We start from the raw sequence: 16,936 nt of genomic DNA, 5'->3' as shown, positions 1-16,936 counted from the left end.
GTGCACCGCCTGAATTTGCGACTGAAGGGCGTTTTGGCGGGGTCGCGACGGAAGGGATCAAAAAATTGTGTACAATCTGGCGTTGAAATGTCTTAATGGCGTCATTCCCGCACATCGCAGGCCCTATATCGGGGCGTCAGCTGTGTATTTTTTGCCCATAGATTGAACAAGAGGCGACAAGCAGATGGGACGTTTGACCACACACGTACTGGATGCCGCGCATGGCTGCCCAGGCAGCTCGATCAAGGTCGAGCTGTACCGCGTCGAAGGCCAGCAGCTGGAGCTGGTGAACACTGCCCTGACCAACAGCGATGGCCGCGTCGACGCCCCGCTGCTGCAGGGTGACGATTACCGTACCGGCGTCTATCAGCTGCAATTCAGCGCTGGCGCCTACTACCGTGCCCGCGGCGTGCAGCTGCCGGACACTGCATTTTTGGATGTTGTCGTGCTGCGCTTCGGCATCGATGAAACGCAGGAGCACTACCACGTGCCGCTGCTGATCTCGCCGTACAGCTATTCGACCTATCGCGGAAGCTAGTTGGTCGCTAGAAGAATCTTCGTAGGTCCTTTGGCCCGCTCCCACACTGGCGGGCTTTTTTTCGTCTGCTGTTTATAAAAGTCAGGTGGAATCAGCTGCGTGACTGATATTTCTGTCAGTAGTCACTCATAGGGCCGTGCGGCATGATCGGACTTCGCGTGACTCCCGAGGAGCCTGGCTGATGAGCAGAACAAATGCGTATTTGCCCTATGGTTACCGAAGCACCCAAGCGGCGACCACTGGAGCATTAGGTTTCAATGGTCAGTTTTTTCATGCTGAATTGGGAGGCTATGCGCTCGGAAACGGGCACCGAATATATAACCCCCGCCTGATGCGATTCATCAGCCCAGATGCCTATAGCCCTTTCCTCAGGGGCGGCGTCAATGCCTATGTCTACTGCCTGAGCGACCCTGTCAATGGACATGACTCCAGTGGGAAATGGCCCATTTTCAGGAACTTAGTAACCAGAGCTCTGACCGCCGCTCGTACTATGGTAGATTCCATGGTTCCAGTTCAGGGCACTACGCTAAAGAACAATGGGGCCGTATATCTTGCGGATGAAGTGCTGCAATCAAGGCTGGCAATCAAGGCTGCTTCTGTCGAGTACAAGGTTGTAAAAAGCAAAATGGCACTCGACTTACTCGACGGGGAGCAGACTCACAAATACGTTCTGACGGAAAACAATGAATTCGCGGTCTTTAGCGCCAAATCTGACGCAGGCATGCCTACTCACGCTAGCCTTGCAGAGCGATTAGGGCTTGGTGCGAGCGATTCAGTCGTAAGCGCAGGGTATATCAGCCCAAAAAATGGTGAGTTTTCTATCGATAACTATTCCGGCCATTATCAGCCCCCTCCCCAGCGCTTGTATGTCGCAGAACAATACTTGCGCACGCTCGATATTGAAGTGAAGCTCGTGCGAGCTGACTCAGGTTTCAGCTTCTGAAGGCATTAGGCTGCCCGTCCTTCGCGTGTATCAGCTTGCCCACCAAGCGATCGCATTTGGGAAATTGACAAGGGGCGCCGAAGCGCCCTTTGCCAATGGGAGGGATTTACAGGAACACAAACTTGGCAATGAAAATCGCGCACAGCACCCACAGGCTGGCGGAGATTTCCTTGTACTTGCCGGTACCGGCCTTCAGCGCCACATAGCTGATAAAGCCCAGGGCAATACCATCGGCGACCGAGAAGGTCAGCGGCATCATGATCACCGTCACGATTGCCGGAATGCTGTCGGTGGCTTCGTCCCAGTGAATGTGCGCCATGCTACCCATCATCAACATGGCCACGTAGATCAACGCGCCCGCAGTTGCATAGGCAGGAATCATCCCGGCCAACGGAGCAAAGAACATCGCCGCCACGAACAGCAGGCCAACCACTACCGCCGTCAGGCCAGTCCGGCCGCCCGCAGCGACACCCGCAGCACTTTCCACATAGCTGGTAACTGGCGGCACACCCACCACGGCGCCAAACACGCTCGAAGCACTGTCAGCCTTCAACGCCCGCGACAGGTTCTCGATGCGCCCGTCCGGTGCCACCAGGTTGGCCCGCTGCGCCACGCCCATCAGCGTGCCGGCAGTGTCGAACATGTGCACGAACAGGAACGCCAGCACCACGCTGATCATGCTGACGTTGAACACCCCCGCCACATCCATGGCCATCCAGGTCGGTGCCAGGCTTGGCGGCATCGACATCACCCCGCCGAACTTGACCAGGCCCAGGCCCCAGCCGGCCAGGGTGACGCCGATGATGCTGATCAGGATTGCGCCAAACACGCGCTTGTAGCTGAGGATGGCGATCAGCAGGAAGCACACGGCCGCCAACAGAGGCCCTGGCTCATGCAGCGAACCCAGCTTGATCAGGGTGGCGGGGCTGTCGACGATGATGCCGGCGGTTTTCAGGCCGATCAGCCCGAGGAACAATCCGACGCCAGCCCCCATGGCATGGCGCAGGCTCACTGGAATGCTGTTGAGCAACCACTCGCGCACTTTCGACAAGGTCAGGAACATGAACAGCACGCCGGAGACGAACACCGCTCCCAGCGCCGTTTCCCAGTTGTAGCCCATGGTGCCGACCACGGTGTAGGTAAAGAAGGCATTTAGCCCCATACCCGGCGCCAGGCCCACCGGCCAGTTGGCGTACAGGCCCATCAGCAGGCAGCCGAGGGCGGCGGCGATGCAGGTGGCGACGAAGGCGGCACCATGGTCGATGCCGGCGTCGGCCATGATGTTGGGGTTGACGAAGATGATATAGGCCATGGTGATGAAGGTGGTCACCCCGGCGATCATTTCGGTTTTGACGGTGCTGCCGTGTTGCTTGAGTTTGAAAATCCGTTCCAGCCAACTCGTTTCGAGCGGTGGCGCGAGATCCAGCGTAGGGGCTTCGGATTTGCGGCTTTCCACAGCGATACTCCTCAAGTCTTTCTTGTTGTTGTTGGAGCCATTGTCCTGAGCAATGCACTTGGTGGCTCCGCGAGGGAAGGCAGACGTCTGACCGGTTTGTTGACTCATGGGTCAAGATGTTGCCCGGTGGATTATGCTTTTGTGTACAAAGAATGCAAATAATGTTTTATGTTTTGTGTGCGCAATGCGTCGTATAACGGCTATATAGGTAAAACGCCTCCTGCGGAATCGCCTCAGCCTGTGTACAATGGCGCCATACTTTCTCTTCGTGCCTCGAGAGCCCATGAACGAACAGCTGCAACCTCTGAAAAAACCTGTGCGCGTCGGTAAGGCTGGCCGCAGTGGTACCCAGGACGACATCGTCTATGCGCATATTTTCGAGGCCATCCTCGAACAGCGACTGGCGCCGGGCACCAAGTTGAGCGAGGAAGCGCTGGGCGAGATCTTTGGCGTCAGCCGCACCATCATCCGCCGTGCCCTGTCGCGTCTGGCCCACGAAAGCGTGGTGCTGCTGCGGCCGAACCGCGGTGCCGTGGTGGCCAGCCCTACGGTGGAGGAGGCGCGCCAGGTGTTCTTCTCGCGGCGTATGGTCGAGCGCGCCATTACCGAACTGGCAGTGCAGCACGCCACGGTCGAGCAATTGAACGAACTGCGCCAGATGGTCCGCGAAGAGCGCGACAGCTTTTCCCGGGGTGATCGTGGTGCCGGCATTCGCCTCTCCGGCGAATTTCACCTCAAGCTGGCCGAGGCTGCGGGCAACGCGCCGCTGGTCAGCTTCCAGCGCAGCCTGGTGTCGCAGACGTCGCTGATTATCGCCCAGTACGAGAGCGGCAACCGCTCGCATTGCTCTTATGACGAACACATGCAGTTGATCGACGCGATCGAGGCGCGGGACGCGAAACAGGCGGTAAGCTTGATGATGCACCACATGGATCACATCGACAGCAAACTCAACCTGGACGAAGGAAGTGCCTCGGACGACCTGCACGCCGTCTTCTCGCATTTGCTGAAAAAGCCCAAGGTTTCGGCCAAAGGTTGATCGTTTGCCAGCGGCTGTCATTGCCGGGCGGGGCAGTGCCGTTATTCATCTACCACCCTCCACAGCGGTAACTGCCTAGGGTTGCGGCTCCACCATCAGGAGCCCAATCATGGACAATCTGGATACCTTGCTGGCAACGCTGCCCGTTGCGCACGCCAACCCACCCTCCATCGACCTGCAATTGCTCGACCGGGCTCGCTTCAACCTGCTGTCGCACCTGGCGCAGGCCGAGTACCCCGTGCACTGGTTGAACCGGCTGCACGAGGCAATCGATGCGCAACCCACTACCCCTGAACAATGGCGCCTGCTGCTCCCTTCCGGGATTGCCGACCTGGCCGATGCTATTGCCCTGCAACCCGAGGTTTGGCGGCATGCGGCGGATGCCGCACTAGAGGTACAGGCCCGTGAATATGCCGAGCTGTTGCCGTTGGGCAGTCAGCCGCCCGGTTACCCCGCGCGCCTGAATGATCGCTACCTGCAAGACTACCTGCAACGTCTGTTGACGCGCTTCGGCCAAGCCGCCCCAAGTAGCGCCTCGCTGGCGCCTTGGAGAGCGCAGCATGACGCGCGCCATGCCGGCTGGACTCAAGTGCAGCGCATTCTGCAGCGGCCAATGGCTGACTGGCGTAGGTTGCTGCAACCTCTGCGCGAAGCCACGCTCCAGGCCATGCGGGCCGAGGCGCGCTTGCAACAGGAGGAAGGCCAGCTGCCCAGCGAGGCCAGCCGCCTGCTGTTCCCCCAAGGCCAAGGCGATCAACACGTCGTCTGGCTCGCCGTGCAGCATGGCCAGGCGCGCGTCCCTGGCGTCTGGGTACTGGCCGACAAGGCCGGCTGGCAGACCGGCCAGCACAGCATGCCCTGGTTGCTCTGGGTGCAGGGCGAAGGTGGCGGGCTGATGTGTGTGGATGACCGCCAGAGGCTACTGCAGCGGCTGCGCTTCACCTTGCAAGCCGGCGGCTTGCCCGCGGCTGCGTCACTGGAAGAGGTGGAGGGGGTGTTGCAGCTGGTGGCCAGTAACGATGGCCTGGTGGGCTTGTTCGATGACTTGCTCGGGCATTGGCAGGCCACCCTGGCGCAACAGGTCGACCTGATCCAGGCCGAGCGCTGGCTGCAGATGGCCCGTGCGGCTCTGATGATCCCTGCTGATACCTGCCGAGTGGCGGCGCTGGCCCAGGCGGAGCGACAATGGCAGATGGATGCCCTGATCGAGCATATGCCAGCCTGGGTGCTGTCGCGCAGCTACACCGAGCGGCAGGCTTATGCCCGGCAGTTGCAGGCATATCACAACAGCTCCATGACCCTGGAGGCATGGCTGCAAGTGGAGGCGCCGCTGTTTCCCGAGTGGGCTGGCCAGTTACTCAAGACGCGCTTGCAGCAAGACCTGGGCATTGAGGTGGCCGTCGACGAAATTCTGCTGTGGCGGCCCGATCCCTCGCTGGACTACACGCTGCCTTATGTGGCCAGCACCGTGGCCGAGTTGGCCTGTGAGGGCTTTGACCCGGACAGCGAGGATGAAGTTACCCGCTTGAACATGGCGCGCTGGCCGGAACATACCCTGGACCCAGGCTACCTGGGGCGTGTGTTGACCGCGCTTGATCCGTTGCGCCAGTACCAGGAGAAAGTGCGTGCCGCCTTCGACCTGAATCGGGCCGAGAACTCGGAGCGCCTTAGCCAACCCTATCGCCTGGAACTGCAACTGCTGGCGGCCGGCGAATGCTGGCGCAACGTGATCAGCGAGGCGGCGGCGCAGATGCTGCGGTTGGCCGCTGCCGCGCAAACCCGGCAGTCGCTGGTTGACGCGGGCCTGGAGTTGCACTGGCCAGTGGTGACGTCCAGCGAGGAGCTCGGCCAGTCCATCGAAGGCGTGGGTATGCTGGTGGATGCATCTGGCCGCACGCTCATTTGCATGCCGGATGCGCCGCAGGGCTTGCGCCTGATCGAGCGGGAAAGCAAGGCCGAGGCACTCAGCGCATTGGCCGATGCAATCCGTACGCGCAACGATGTGGCTGCCTACGTCGCTCAACGTTGCGGTAACGATCCGGTGGCGCTGCTCAGTTACTTACGGCAAGCGGCCCAGCGCAACTATGAAGGCTACCTGAGCAGCGCCGTTGCCCTGGAGCCGACCTTGGTCGGCATACGACTGGCGGGTTGTCGCAACCGGCGCATTGCCCAGGCGCGGGCCCAAGGGCGCAGTCAGGCGAGCATTCACAAGGACAATGTCCAAGCCAATCATCTGCGTCACATTGGCTACCTTCGCGCGGCATTGGGCGTGGTGCCGGGGCTAGGCAGCTGGTACAGCGTCGAGGACATTTACCATGGCGCTCAGGAAATCGCCGAAGCCTGGCGCACGGGCAGCAACCTGCAACTGCTGGGTGGGGCGGTCAGCGTGGTAGCGGGCCTGGTAGATATCCTGCTGACGGCACTGCCGTTCGGTGCGTCGGCTGCAGCCTTGCGTCGAGTGGTACGCCGCGTGGCCCAGCAACGCACTGCCCGGCTGCCGTTCACCGGCTATGCGGCCGGCCACCCACTGGTCGGGGCCGAGCCCTTGAAGGGTGCGGATGCCAACACCTGGCGTCACAACGGCCAGCAGTATATCTGGCAAGACGGCCTTGCCTACGCGGTTTACCGCCGCAGCGGTGAATCGACGTTGCGCCTGCGGGCGACGGCCACACGTCTATACGAAGCACCCGTGCAGCGTGATGGTGCGCGTTGGGTCATGCACGCCGACGTCGGCTTGCGTGGGGGGGGCGGTAAACTGACAACTGCTGAAAAACTGTTCGCCGATTTTGGCCCAAACAGCCGCCACCAGCCATTGGCCGGCAGTAGCCGACCCCAGGCGGTGGCCATTGCTCGGCGGCTGCTGGCGCGTTACGAGTTCCCTGGGGGCGGTGACTTCCCGGAGGAATTCGCCTATGCCTATATCCAGGACGGTGCTCCCCCGGCCTGGGCCCGCCAGTATCTGCGGCAAGCAGGAGGCTCGGCCGACGTCACGCCACCGGGTCAGGGCTGGCAAGCAGTGCGCTGGAACATGCAGGCCAGCGCTCAGATCCAAGTGCATCATGATGGTTGGGTCAGTGTTCGTTTTGGTAACAGGGGGGAGAGCTACCCTGGGGTACGTGTGCAGGGGCACTACTACCCGATTCTGCCCAACAATCACACTGGCGGCCTGGTGTATATCGCACCGACGGGAGCCTTGCCGGACAATCTTCAGCAACTTGACGCCTTGATCGAGTACGGAGCCGGCCCGGTTCGGGTGCAGTTGGGCGCCACCGCCGCCGAAGCACCGGAAGTGCTGGGGGCATTCGAGCAGACTTTCCGACAGCGCTTGGCGAACCGCTTTCCTTCCCTGAGCGACGCTAGCGTGACGGCGCTGGGTGAAACCCTGTATCGGAGTGCCGATCCGAACACCGGAGCGCTGACCCAGAGGCGCCTGAACAGGCTGCTGGCGCGCCTGGACGAGCCTACGTTGGACCCGTTGCAAGAGATGAGTGTCAGACCGCTGAATGGTGTTGCAGTGCACATGCCGCTGCGCACGGGCGATTCGAGCCTGCGGCAACTGGCCTGGGATCTGTTGCCGTCGGAGCATCTGGCCATGCGTGCCGCACTGGCTGACCCACTGCCGAGCGCGATGACCGCCTTGCTGCGCTCCGTGATAATGGCGCGCGGCTACCAGATAATGACCGCCAACAGCACAGCGGAACGCACCTTGGTGTTGTTCACTCGCCGTGGGCTGCGCAATGTGTACGTGTTGCTGCAACAGCGGAGGTTGGGGCAGCTCTCATTGCAAGGCGGCACCGGGGTGCCGCTGCTCAGTGATGCATGGCTCGATACGATGATTTCCTCGATGCACAATCTGCAGCAAGCTGCGGCATTGCGTTCGGCACGTCGACAAGGGCTGTTGCGACCGCTGCTGGGCGGTCTGCATTTGCACGGGAGCGATCGAACCGCGCTGGTCTGGGAGCGTGTGAGGATGACCACTACCGATCACGCTCAGCCCTCGCTGCTGCGAAACTGGCGGCACGACTTGCGGCCAGTTGCAACCGCCGATCGGGAGTTGCCCCTTGCGTCAGGGCTGTATGGCAGTGGTGCCTCGGACGATGTCGCCGGTGTAAGCATCGATGGGCGCTTGCTGCCGGTATTTGCTGCGCCTACCAGTAGCCATATATTCCTCAGCCGCTCATCGAGCCTGCCTGCGCCGCTGACATTCGAGGCGCTGGACGTTTGCATCCGTGAACGCTTCGGCGAGCAACCTTGGCTGATCGTCAGTGGCCACGGCGGCTGGACGGTGCGAAGGCCTTTGTTTCCGGTAGCGCTGGGTCGACGCATCAGTGACGCACGAAGCGGGCTCACCCGGCAGAGCGCCCTGAATGCCGCTCGGCATGTATTCGAACGTGGCCAAGTCAGCGACCATCAGCGCCTGCTGGAACTGGAGCGGGTGACCTTTGGCTGGGCAGTAGGCAACAGCAGGCTCGATGATGCAGCGGACCCCTTGCTGTTGCTCGATGCGCATCAGTTGCCGAGGTTGCAGGCTGGGCATGGTTGGCAGCTGGCGCTGCCCGTCGAGACAGCCACAGCCCGTCCTCTCGTGTATCACCTGAGCCCGGTCGATGGCCCTGGCCAGCAAATGCTGGCCGCCGTCAGTGGTACCCGGATGCGTCAGCATGCCCTGAGTGCGGTCGATGACATGCTGGTGCGTTACGGCCTGGTCCAGCAGTACCGCAATGGTGGTTCGGCGTTGTACCACCACCCTGTCAGCAATCGAGTCTACCTGGTGGCACTGGCTGTGAGTGAGCAAGAGACCGTGCAGTTCCCGCTACAGGATGGCCTCGCCATGTTGTCGGCGGACTGGCTGCAGACCTGGAGGCTACAGCTGCCAGCCGCCGCGTTACACCACTTGCAGGCAGCTGAGGCGAGTGGCCAGGTCATACGCATGACAGCGGTGCTACGCCTGGGGCAGGGTCCGCATATTGGCCAGGTCGCGTTGTTGCGTGTGGCCGATTTCTGACCCGCAGGCGCCGACGCACGCGAGGGGCTGCCGTGCAGCCCCTTTGCAACACTGGCCATCGGCCAACGCTCTGCTAGATTGTCCTCTGCAAACCTTCATCAAGCAGTTGGGCTTGCGCATCCCGTGCGTTCAACTACTTGAGGAAAGGTCCATGACCATGTCTCTGGGTAAACGAATGGGTGCCGAGCTGATCGGTACCTTCTGGCTGGTACTTGGCGGTTGTGGCAGCGCAGTTATCGCTGCCAGTTCTCCTCTGGGCATCGGTGTGCTCGGTGTCGCCTTCGCCTTCGGTCTCACCGTGCTGACCATGGCATTCGCCATCGGCCATATCTCCGGTTGCCATCTCAACCCCGCCGTGTCTTTCGGGCTGGTCGTCGGCGGGCGGTTCCCGGCCAGGGAGTTGCTGCCTTACGTCATCGCCCAGGTGATCGGCGCCATTCTCGCGGCGGCGGTGATCTACTTCATTGCCAGTGGCAAAGCCGGTTTCGAGCTGTCGGCGGGCCTGGCGTCCAATGGCTATGCCGATCACTCGCCAGGCGGCTATTCGCTGGGGGCGGGCTTTGTCAGTGAAGTGGTGATGACGGCGATGTTCCTGGTGGTGATCATGGGCGCCACCGACGCCCGGGCCCCGGCAGGTTTTGCGCCGATCGCCATCGGCCTGGCGCTGACCCTGATCCACCTGATCTCGATCCCGGTGACCAATACCTCGGTCAACCCCGCGCGCAGCACGGGGCCGGCGTTGTTCGTCGGTGGCTGGGCCCTGCAGCAGCTGTGGCTGTTCTGGGTGGCGCCGCTGATCGGGGCTGCAATCGGCGGCGCGTTGTACCGGGGCCTGGCCAGAGAGCCTTAGCGCTGGTGCACGCAGCGCCCGGCGGCGTAGGTTTCGCGCACGGTGCGGTCGTCGCCCAGGGTGGTCAGCACGAACAGGGTTTCCTCGATGCTGTTGGACTGCTGAATGCGGTAGTCCAGCAGCGGCGTGGCCTTGTAGTCGAGCACCACGAAGTCGGCGTCGTTGCCCGGGCGCAGGCTGCCGATCCGGTCGTCCAGGCGCAGTGCGCGAGCGCCGCCTAGGGTGGCCAGGTACAGCGACTTGTACGGGTGCAGGCGCGCGCCTTGCAGCTGCATCACCTTGTACGCCTCGTTCAGGGTGTTGAGCAGCGAGAAGCTGGTGCCAGCGCCCACGTCGGTGCCCAGGCCCACGTTCACCTTGAAGCGCTCGGCCTGGGGCAGGTTGAACAGGCCGCTGCCGAGGAACAGGTTGGAGGTCGGGCAGAAGGCCACAGCCGAGCCGGTTTCGGCCAGGCGCTGGCATTCGTCGTCACACAGGTGCACGCCGTGGGCGAACACCGAGCGCTCGCCCAGCAGCTCGAAGTGGTCGTAGACGTCCAGGTAGCCCTTCTGCTCAGGGAACAGCGACTTGACCCAGTCGATCTCCTTGAGGTTTTCCGACAGGTGGGTGTGCATGTACACGCCCGGGTGTTCCTTGAGCAACTGGCCGGCCAGGGCCAACTGCTCAGGGGTGCTGGTCGGGGCGAAACGTGGGGTGACCGCATAATGCAGGCGACCCTTGCCGTGCCAGCGCTCGATCAGCTGTTTGCTCTCGGTGTAACCGGACTCGGCGGTATCGGTCAGGTAGTCCGGGGCGTTGCGGTCCATCATGACCTTGCCGGCGATCATCCGCAGGTCCAGGCGCTCGGCTTCTTCGAACAGGGCATTGACCGACTGCGGGTGCACGCTGCCGAACACCAGGGCGGTGGTGGTGCCGTTGCGCAGCAGCTCCTTGAGGAAGATCTTCGCCACCTTGTCGGCGTGATCCTTGTCGGCAAACTGCTTTTCGCAGGGGAAGGTGTAGGTGTTCAGCCAGTCCAACAGCTGTTCACCGTAGGAGCCGATCATGCCGGTCTGCGGGAAGTGGATGTGGGTGTCGATGAAGCCCGGGGTAATCAGCGCGTCCTGGTAATGCACCACGTCGATGTCGGCATCCAGCGTCGGCAGCAGTTCGCTGGCAGGGCCGACGGCACTGATGCGGCCATCGTCGATCACCAGCAGGCCGTCTTCGAAATACTCATGGGAAGCGTCCAGGCCCACCTCGGCCGGGTCGGCGATGCTGTGCAGGATGGCGGCACGGTAGGCTTTGCGGGTAACGGTCATAACACACTCGTCATAGGGCTTGGCTGCGCCGGGAGGGCGGCAGCAACTGGGCAATGGGTCCGGCGTTGGCGGCAGCGTCGTGCTGGCCGAAGCAGGCGTTGTAGGTGGCAATGATTTCGCCGGCGATGGACACGGCAATTTCGATCGGCAGCTTGCCCTTGACCTCGGGCAGGCCCATCGGGCAACGCATGCGCGCCAGCACGGCATCATCAAAGCCACGCTCGCGCAGGCGGTGCTCGAACTTGACCCGTTTGGTCTTCGAGCCGATCAGGCCGAACCAGGTGAAATCGTTGCGCTTGAGAATGGCGGCGGTCAGTTCCAGGTCGAGCTGGTGGTTATGGGTCATGACGATGCAGTAGCTGCCGGGCGGCAGGTCTGCGATTTCGTCGACCGGTTCCTCACTGACGATCTTGCTCACCCCGCTGGGGATGAGTTCGGGGAATTCCTGTTCACGCGAGTCGATCCAGCGCACCTTGCAGGGCAGCGCGGCGAGCAAGGGTACCAGAGCACGGCCGACATGGCCCGCGCCGAACACGGCGATCTGCGCCTGCACCGCGGCCATCGGCTCGAACAGCAGCACGGTGGCGCCGCCGCAGCACTGGCCCAGGCTGGCGCCGAGGCTGAAACGCTCCAGGTGCGGCGTGATGCGGTGTTCCTCGAGCATCTGCCGGGCGATGTGCAGCGCCTTGTATTCCAGGTGGCCGCCGCCGATGGTGTCGAACAGGCCGGTGGCACTAACGACCATCTTCGAGCCGGCGTTGCGCGGGGTCGACCCGCGCTCTTCGATGATGGTCACCAGCACGCAGGCTTCGCCACGGGACTGGTGGTCGGCGAGGGCGTTGATCCAATGGTGCATGATTCAGATCCTCTTCAGATCAACCCGGTCCGCTGTGTGTGGGAGCGGCCTTGCGTCGCGAAAGGGGCGCGCAGCGGCCCCAGGGTTTCGGTGTTGATGCAGCTATTGCTGGGGCCGCTGCGCGGCCCTTTCGCGACGCAAGGCCGCTCCCACAAAAAAGCGGTCCTGCGGTATTACTGGGTGACGGTTTCCAGTTCCTGTTCGGTCGGTTGCTGCTGGGCCACCGCCTTGCGCATCTGCTCGCACCCCCACAACACCCGCTCCGGCGTTGCCGGCGCATCCACCTGCGGCTGCACGCGGTAGTCGGCGATGCTGGCCACGGCGTCCTTGAGTGCACACCAGGCGGCGATGCCGAGCATGAACGGTGGCTCGCCCACGGCCTTGGAGTGGAACACGGTGTCTTCCGGGTTCTTGCGGTTCTCCACCAGCTTTACCCGCAGGTCCAATGGCATGTCGGCCACCGCCGGGATCTTGTAACTGGCCGGGCCGTTGGTCATCAGCTTGCCCTTGGCGTTCCACACCAGCTCTTCGGTGGTCAGCCAGCCCATGCCCTGGATGAAACCGCCTTCGACCTGGCCGATGTCGATGGCCGGGTTCAGCGAATCACCCACGTCATGCAGGATGTCGGCGCGCAGCATCTTGTACTCGCCGGTCAGGGTGTCGACGATCACCTCCACGCAGGCAGCGCCGAAGGCGTAGTAGTAGAACGGCCGGCCGCGTGCCTGGCTGCGGTCGTAGAAGATCTTCGGCGTGCGGTAGAAGCCGGTGGTCGACAGCGATACCTGGGCGAAGTAGGCCTGCTGCACCAGCTGTTCGAAGCTGACGATCTGGTCGCGCACGCGCACATGGCCGTTGCGGAACTCGACGTCCTCCTCGGTCACCTGATAGTGCCGTGCGGCAAACTCGGTGAGGCGCTTCTTGAGGATCTCTGCGGCGTTCTGGGCGGCCTTGCCGTTCAGGTCGGCACCGCTGGAAGCTGCCGTCGGCGAAGTGTTGGGCACCTTGTCGGTGTTGGTGGCGGTGATCTGGATACGGTTGAAATCGACCTGGAACACCTGCGCTACCACCTGTGCCACCTTGGTGTTCAGGCCCTGGCCCATTTCGGTGCCGCCATGGTTCAGGTGAATGCTGCCGTCGGTGTAGATATGGATCAGCGCGCCGGCCTGGTTGAGGAAGGTGGCAGTGAACGAGATACCGAATTTGACCGGCGTCAGCGCCAGGCCCTTCTTCAGCACCGGGCTGTTGGCATTGAAGCGGCGGATCGACTCGCGGCGTTCGGCGTAGTCGCTGCTGGCTTCGAGCTCGGCGGTCATTTCCTCGAGCATGTTGTGCTCGACGGTCTGGTAGTAGTGGGTGACGTTGCGCTCGGTCTTGCCGTAATAGTTGGCCTTGCGCACGGCCAGCGGGTCGCGGCCCAGGTGACGGGCGATGTGGTCCATCACCTGTTCGATGGCGACCATGCCCTGGGGGCCGCCGAAGCCGCGGTAGGCGGTGTTGGAGGCGGTGTTGGTCTTGCAGCGGTGGCCGTGCACGGTGGCCTCGCCCAGGTAATAGGCGTTGTCGGAGTGGAACATGGCGCGGTCGACGATAGACCCGGACAGGTCCGGCGAGTAGCCGCAGTTGCCCGCCAGGTCGAGGTTGATGCCGTGCAGGCGGCCGTCGTCGTCGAAGCCGACGTCGTACTCCACATAGAACGGGTGGCGCTTGCCGGTCATGGTCATGTCTTCGACCCGTGGCAGGCGCATCTTGGTCGGTTGACCGGTCAGGCGCGCGATCACCGCGCACAGGCAGGCAGGGCTTGCCGCCTGGGTTTCCTTGCCGCCGAAGCCGCCGCCCATACGGCGCATGTCCAGCACCACCTTGTTCATCGGTACGTCGAGCACTTCGGCGACCAGCTTCTGCACTTCGGTAGGGTTCTGCGTGGAGCAATAGACGATCATGCCGCCGTCTTCGGTAGGCATCACCGAGGAAATCTGGGTTTCCAGGTAGAAGTGCTCCTGGCCGCCGATGTGCAGGGTGCCTTGCAGGCGGTGCGGGGCGCTGGCCAGGGCTGCGGCCGAATCGCCGCGCTGATGGGTATGGCTGTCGAGCACGAAGTGCTTCTTGCGCAGGGCGTCGACCACGTCCAGCACCGGCTCCAGGTCCTCGTATTCGACAATGGCGGCCATGGCTGCACGGCGTGCGGTATCGAGGTCACAGGCCGCCACGGCGAGCACCGGCTGGCCGAAGAACTCGACTTTGTCGATGGCCAGCAGCGGGTCGCCAGCGACCACCGGGCCGATATCTTTCAGGCCCGGGATGTCTTCATGGGTGATGGCGATGCGCACGCCTTCAAAGGCGTAGCAGGGCGTGGTGTCGATGCGCAGGATGCGCGCATGGGCACGGTCTGAGGTGCGCGCGTAGACATGCAGCTGGTTGGGGAATTCCAGGCGGTCGTCGATGTACTGCGCCTCGCCCGACACATGCTTGTCGGCGCTGTCGTGCTTGACGCTGCGGCCGACCCCGGTGGTCAGATCATGGCTGAACAGTTCGGCCATCTCGGCCTGGCTCTTGGCTACGTGATGGTTAGACATAGTCGGTCACCCGGGTCTCGATGTAGGGCGTTTGCTGTTCGATGAAGTACTTGCGCAGCAGGTTCTGCGCGGTCAGCAGGCGGTATTCCTTGCTGGCGCGGAAGTCGCTGAGCGGGGTGAAGTCTTCGGCCAGGGCCTGGCAGGCGCGTTCGACATTGGCTTGATTCCACGGTTTGCCGCGCAAGGCCGCTTCGCAGGCGCGGGCGCGCTTGGGAATGGCCGCCATGCCGCCGAAGGCGATGCGCACGCCGCTGACCGCGCCGTCTTCGATACTCAGGTTGAAGGCGCCGCACACGGCGGAGATATCGTCGTCCAGGCGCTTGGACACTTTATAGGCTCGGAAGGCCCAGTCGTTGCTGGCGCGTGGCACGATGATCTTCTCGATGAACTCGCTGTCCTGGCGGGCGGTGATGCGGTAGTCGATGAAGTAGTCTTCCAGCGGTATCACCCGCTGGCGTTCACCCTGGCGCAGCACGACCTGCGCATCCAGGGCGATCAGCAGGGGCGGCGAGTCGCCGATCGGCGAGGCGTTGCCGATGTTGCCGCCCAGGGTGCCCTGGTTGCGGATCTGCAGCGAGGCGAAGCGGTGCAGCAGGTCGCCGAAGTCCGGGTACTCCTCGTGGAGTGCGCCGTAGCAGTCGGTCAGCGGGGTGGCGGCGCCGATTTCCAGGTGGCTGGCGGTCTTGTCGATGCGCTTGAGTTCGGCGACGTGGCCGACGTAGATCATCACCGGCAGGGTCTTGTGGAACTGGGTGACCTCCAGCGCCAGGTCGGTACCACCGGCCAGCAGGCGGGCTTCGGGGTGCGAGCTGTACAGCTCGGCCAGGTCGGCCACGGTGAGGGGTACCAGGCAACGCTTGTCGCCACTGTTGAGCTCGCCGGTCTGGGTCGGGGCAATCGCCCGCAGGCGAGCGATGGTCTGTGCCTGCTGGGCGTCGAACTGGTCGCGGCAAGGCTGGCGGCAACTCTGCTCGGCGGCGTCGAGAATCGGCCGATAGCCAGTGCAGCGGCACAGGTTGCCGGCCAGGGCTTCCTGGGCCTGATGCAGGTCGGCGCCCTGGCTGTTCTTCTGCAGGGCGAACAGCGACATGACGAAGCCAGGCGTGCAGAAGCCGCATTGCGAACCATGGCAATCGGCCATGGCCTGTTGCACGCTGTGCAATTGCCCGTTGTGCTTGAGGCCCTCGACGCTGATCAGTTGCTTGCCGTGCAAGGAGGAGACGAACGTCAGGCAGGAGTTCAGGCTGCGATAGCGCAGGCTGTCCTCGCCGTGTTCGTCCTGGACAAGCTCACCCACCACCACGGTGCAGGCGCCGCAGTCGCCACTGGCGCAGCCCTCCTTGGTGCCGGATTTGCCCAGGTGCTCGCGCAGGTATTGCAGCACCGTCATGTTCGGGTCCAGGGCATGCTCACTACGCAGCTCCTGGTTGACGAGAAACTGGATCACGGGGATGGCCTCGCAATGGTTTTATTGTTGTTGAGCGGACAATAAGCAGACCTGTCGCAGCGGTCAATATTTTTCTGACTGTAAGGTCAAGAAATAGCGCGTGTCGCCGCTCAGCCGAACGCAGGGCCTCTATTACAAGCATAGATCGCGCCGCCCGGCTGGGTGCCCTTCGGCTCGAAGAAAGCGCCATGCCCCTCTGCGCGTGGGCCGGGCAAGTGCGCTACAATCGCCCACTTGAGCCCAGTTCAATGATTTTGAAGGAAAACCATGACGTTCAAGGCGCCGGACAGCCTCTCCGAGCAGATTGCCGACTACCTGGCCGAACGTATCATTCGCGGCGAGCTTGCGCCCGGTGAGCGGATCCAGGAGCAGAAGGTCACCCAGGCCCTCAGTGTCAGCCGCGGCTCTGTGCGCGAAGCGTTGTTGATCCTTGAACGTCGCCATCTGGTCGCGATCCTGCCGCGACGTGGCGCGCATGTCACTAAACTGGACGAACGCAGCGTGCGTAGCCTGTGCACCCTGATGGGCGAGTTCTACATCCTGCTGGGCAATGCGGTTGCACAGAAATGGCGCCTGGAGGCCGACCTGCGTCCGTTCATGGACATCCAGCAGCGCCTGCAGCAGGCACGCGATCACCAGGACATCAAAGTGTTCGTCGCCGAAAGCTTTGCGGTGATGCGTGCTGCCTACCCGTTCGCTGACAACCCCTACCTGCAGGAAACCGTGGAAAACCTGCAGCCGGCGATGAGCCGGGCCTATTACCTGGCCCTGGAGCAGCGCCAGGCCAACATGGACGACTACCTCGACCTGTTTGCCCGCCTGCTCGAAGCGGTGGTTGCCCGTGACCTGCCGCGCATCCGCGAGGTTCTCACCGCCTACGGCCAGCGCAGTTGCGAACTGGTGCTGGCGGCGCTGGCGCGGGGCTGAT

The 16,936-nt window shown here is 62.8% G+C and carries 11 protein-coding genes; 6 read left to right on the top strand and 5 right to left on the bottom strand.

The annotated features are described in order from the left end of the window. Positions 1–184 precede the first annotated feature (184 nt). Both uraH and ACIPW4_RS16160 read left to right on the top strand, forming a co-directional pair. On the top strand, positions 185–538 hold the full coding sequence (uraH, locus tag ACIPW4_RS16165) for a hydroxyisourate hydrolase (RefSeq protein ID WP_400659400.1): 354 nt from the start codon (positions 185–187) through the stop codon (positions 536–538). Between the two features lie 181 nt (positions 539–719). Continuing rightward, a complete protein-coding gene (locus tag ACIPW4_RS16160; RefSeq protein ID WP_400659398.1) occupies positions 720–1,481 on the top strand; it encodes an RHS repeat-associated core domain-containing protein in 762 nt (253 codons plus the stop codon). 106 nt (positions 1,482–1,587) lie between these two features. Here the strand turns inward: ACIPW4_RS16160 and ACIPW4_RS16155 are convergent, their stop codons facing one another. Then, a complete protein-coding gene (locus ACIPW4_RS16155) occupies positions 1,588–2,937 on the bottom strand; it encodes an NCS2 family permease (protein WP_056801455.1) in 1,350 nt (449 codons plus the stop codon). A gap of 283 nt (positions 2,938–3,220) precedes the next feature. Here ACIPW4_RS16155 and ACIPW4_RS16150 point away from each other — a divergent pair, with 283 nt between their 5' ends. The 3 genes from ACIPW4_RS16150 to aqpZ all read left to right on the top strand — a co-directional run bounded on the left by ACIPW4_RS16150 (position 3,221) and on the right by aqpZ (position 9,831). Beyond that, positions 3,221–3,976, top strand: a complete 756-nt coding sequence (locus tag ACIPW4_RS16150) for a GntR family transcriptional regulator (RefSeq protein ID WP_400659395.1) — start codon at positions 3,221–3,223, stop codon at positions 3,974–3,976. A 109-nt stretch (positions 3,977–4,085) separates the two neighbouring features. Further along, entirely contained in the window at positions 4,086–8,981 is a 4,896-nt protein-coding gene (locus ACIPW4_RS16145) for a hypothetical protein (protein ID WP_400659393.1), read from the top strand. 151 nt (positions 8,982–9,132) lie between these two features. Further along, positions 9,133–9,831, top strand: a complete 699-nt coding sequence (aqpZ, locus tag ACIPW4_RS16140; RefSeq protein WP_400659391.1) for an aquaporin Z — start codon at positions 9,133–9,135, stop codon at positions 9,829–9,831. On the opposite strand, the gene guaD is transcribed toward aqpZ, so the two are convergent. The 4 genes from guaD to xdhA all read right to left on the bottom strand — a co-directional run bounded on the left by guaD (position 9,828) and on the right by xdhA (position 16,008). Beyond that, positions 9,828–11,132, bottom strand: a complete 1,305-nt coding sequence (gene guaD, locus ACIPW4_RS16135) for a guanine deaminase (RefSeq protein WP_400659389.1) — start codon at positions 11,130–11,132, stop codon at positions 9,828–9,830. The genes aqpZ and guaD overlap by 4 nt on opposite strands. Positions 11,133–11,142: 10 nt before the next feature. Continuing rightward, on the bottom strand, positions 11,143–11,988 hold the full coding sequence (gene xdhC, locus ACIPW4_RS16130; protein ID WP_400659387.1) for a xanthine dehydrogenase accessory protein XdhC: 846 nt from the start codon (positions 11,986–11,988) through the stop codon (positions 11,143–11,145). Between the two features lie 173 nt (positions 11,989–12,161). Continuing rightward, positions 12,162–14,561, bottom strand: a complete 2,400-nt coding sequence (gene xdhB, locus ACIPW4_RS16125) for a xanthine dehydrogenase molybdopterin binding subunit (protein WP_400659385.1) — start codon at positions 14,559–14,561, stop codon at positions 12,162–12,164. Next, a complete protein-coding gene (gene xdhA, locus ACIPW4_RS16120) occupies positions 14,554–16,008 on the bottom strand; it encodes a xanthine dehydrogenase small subunit (RefSeq protein ID WP_400659383.1) in 1,455 nt (484 codons plus the stop codon). Before xdhA ends, xdhB begins: the two co-directional genes overlap by 8 nt. A gap of 267 nt (positions 16,009–16,275) precedes the next feature. Here xdhA and ACIPW4_RS16115 point away from each other — a divergent pair, with 267 nt between their 5' ends. Continuing rightward, positions 16,276–16,935 (top strand): GntR family transcriptional regulator, encoded by a 660-nt coding sequence (locus ACIPW4_RS16115; RefSeq protein WP_400659381.1) that lies wholly within the window; start codon positions 16,276–16,278, stop codon positions 16,933–16,935. The last annotated feature ends 1 nt before the right edge of the window (position 16,936 follow it).

The sequence above is a fragment of the Pseudomonas sp. NPDC089996 genome (genome assembly GCF_044748405.1).
In the GTDB taxonomy this organism is placed as follows: Bacteria; Pseudomonadota; Gammaproteobacteria; order Pseudomonadales; family Pseudomonadaceae; genus Aquipseudomonas.
Note: the sequence above shows the minus strand (reverse complement) of the source record. Positions and strands in the feature narration are given on the sequence as shown.

Bases quoted from the DNA above. Each gene is read 5' to 3' on its own strand.
- ACIPW4_RS16160 (WP_400659398.1), top strand. From the start codon at position 720: ATGAGCAGAACAAATGCGTATTTGCCCTATGGTTACCGAAGCACCCAA.
- xdhB (WP_400659385.1), bottom strand. From the start codon at position 14,561: ATGTCTAACCATCACGTAGCCAAGAGCCAGGCCGAGATGGCCGAACTG.
- aqpZ (WP_400659391.1), top strand. From the start codon at position 9,133: ATGACCATGTCTCTGGGTAAACGAATGGGTGCCGAGCTGATCGGTACC.
- ACIPW4_RS16145 (WP_400659393.1), top strand. From the start codon at position 4,086: ATGGACAATCTGGATACCTTGCTGGCAACGCTGCCCGTTGCGCACGCC.
- xdhC (WP_400659387.1), bottom strand. From the start codon at position 11,988: ATGCACCATTGGATCAACGCCCTCGCCGACCACCAGTCCCGTGGCGAA.
- ACIPW4_RS16115 (WP_400659381.1), top strand. From the start codon at position 16,276: ATGACGTTCAAGGCGCCGGACAGCCTCTCCGAGCAGATTGCCGACTAC.
- ACIPW4_RS16150 (WP_400659395.1), top strand. From the start codon at position 3,221: ATGAACGAACAGCTGCAACCTCTGAAAAAACCTGTGCGCGTCGGTAAG.
- uraH (WP_400659400.1), top strand. From the start codon at position 185: ATGGGACGTTTGACCACACACGTACTGGATGCCGCGCATGGCTGCCCA.
- guaD (WP_400659389.1), bottom strand. From the start codon at position 11,132: ATGACCGTTACCCGCAAAGCCTACCGTGCCGCCATCCTGCACAGCATC.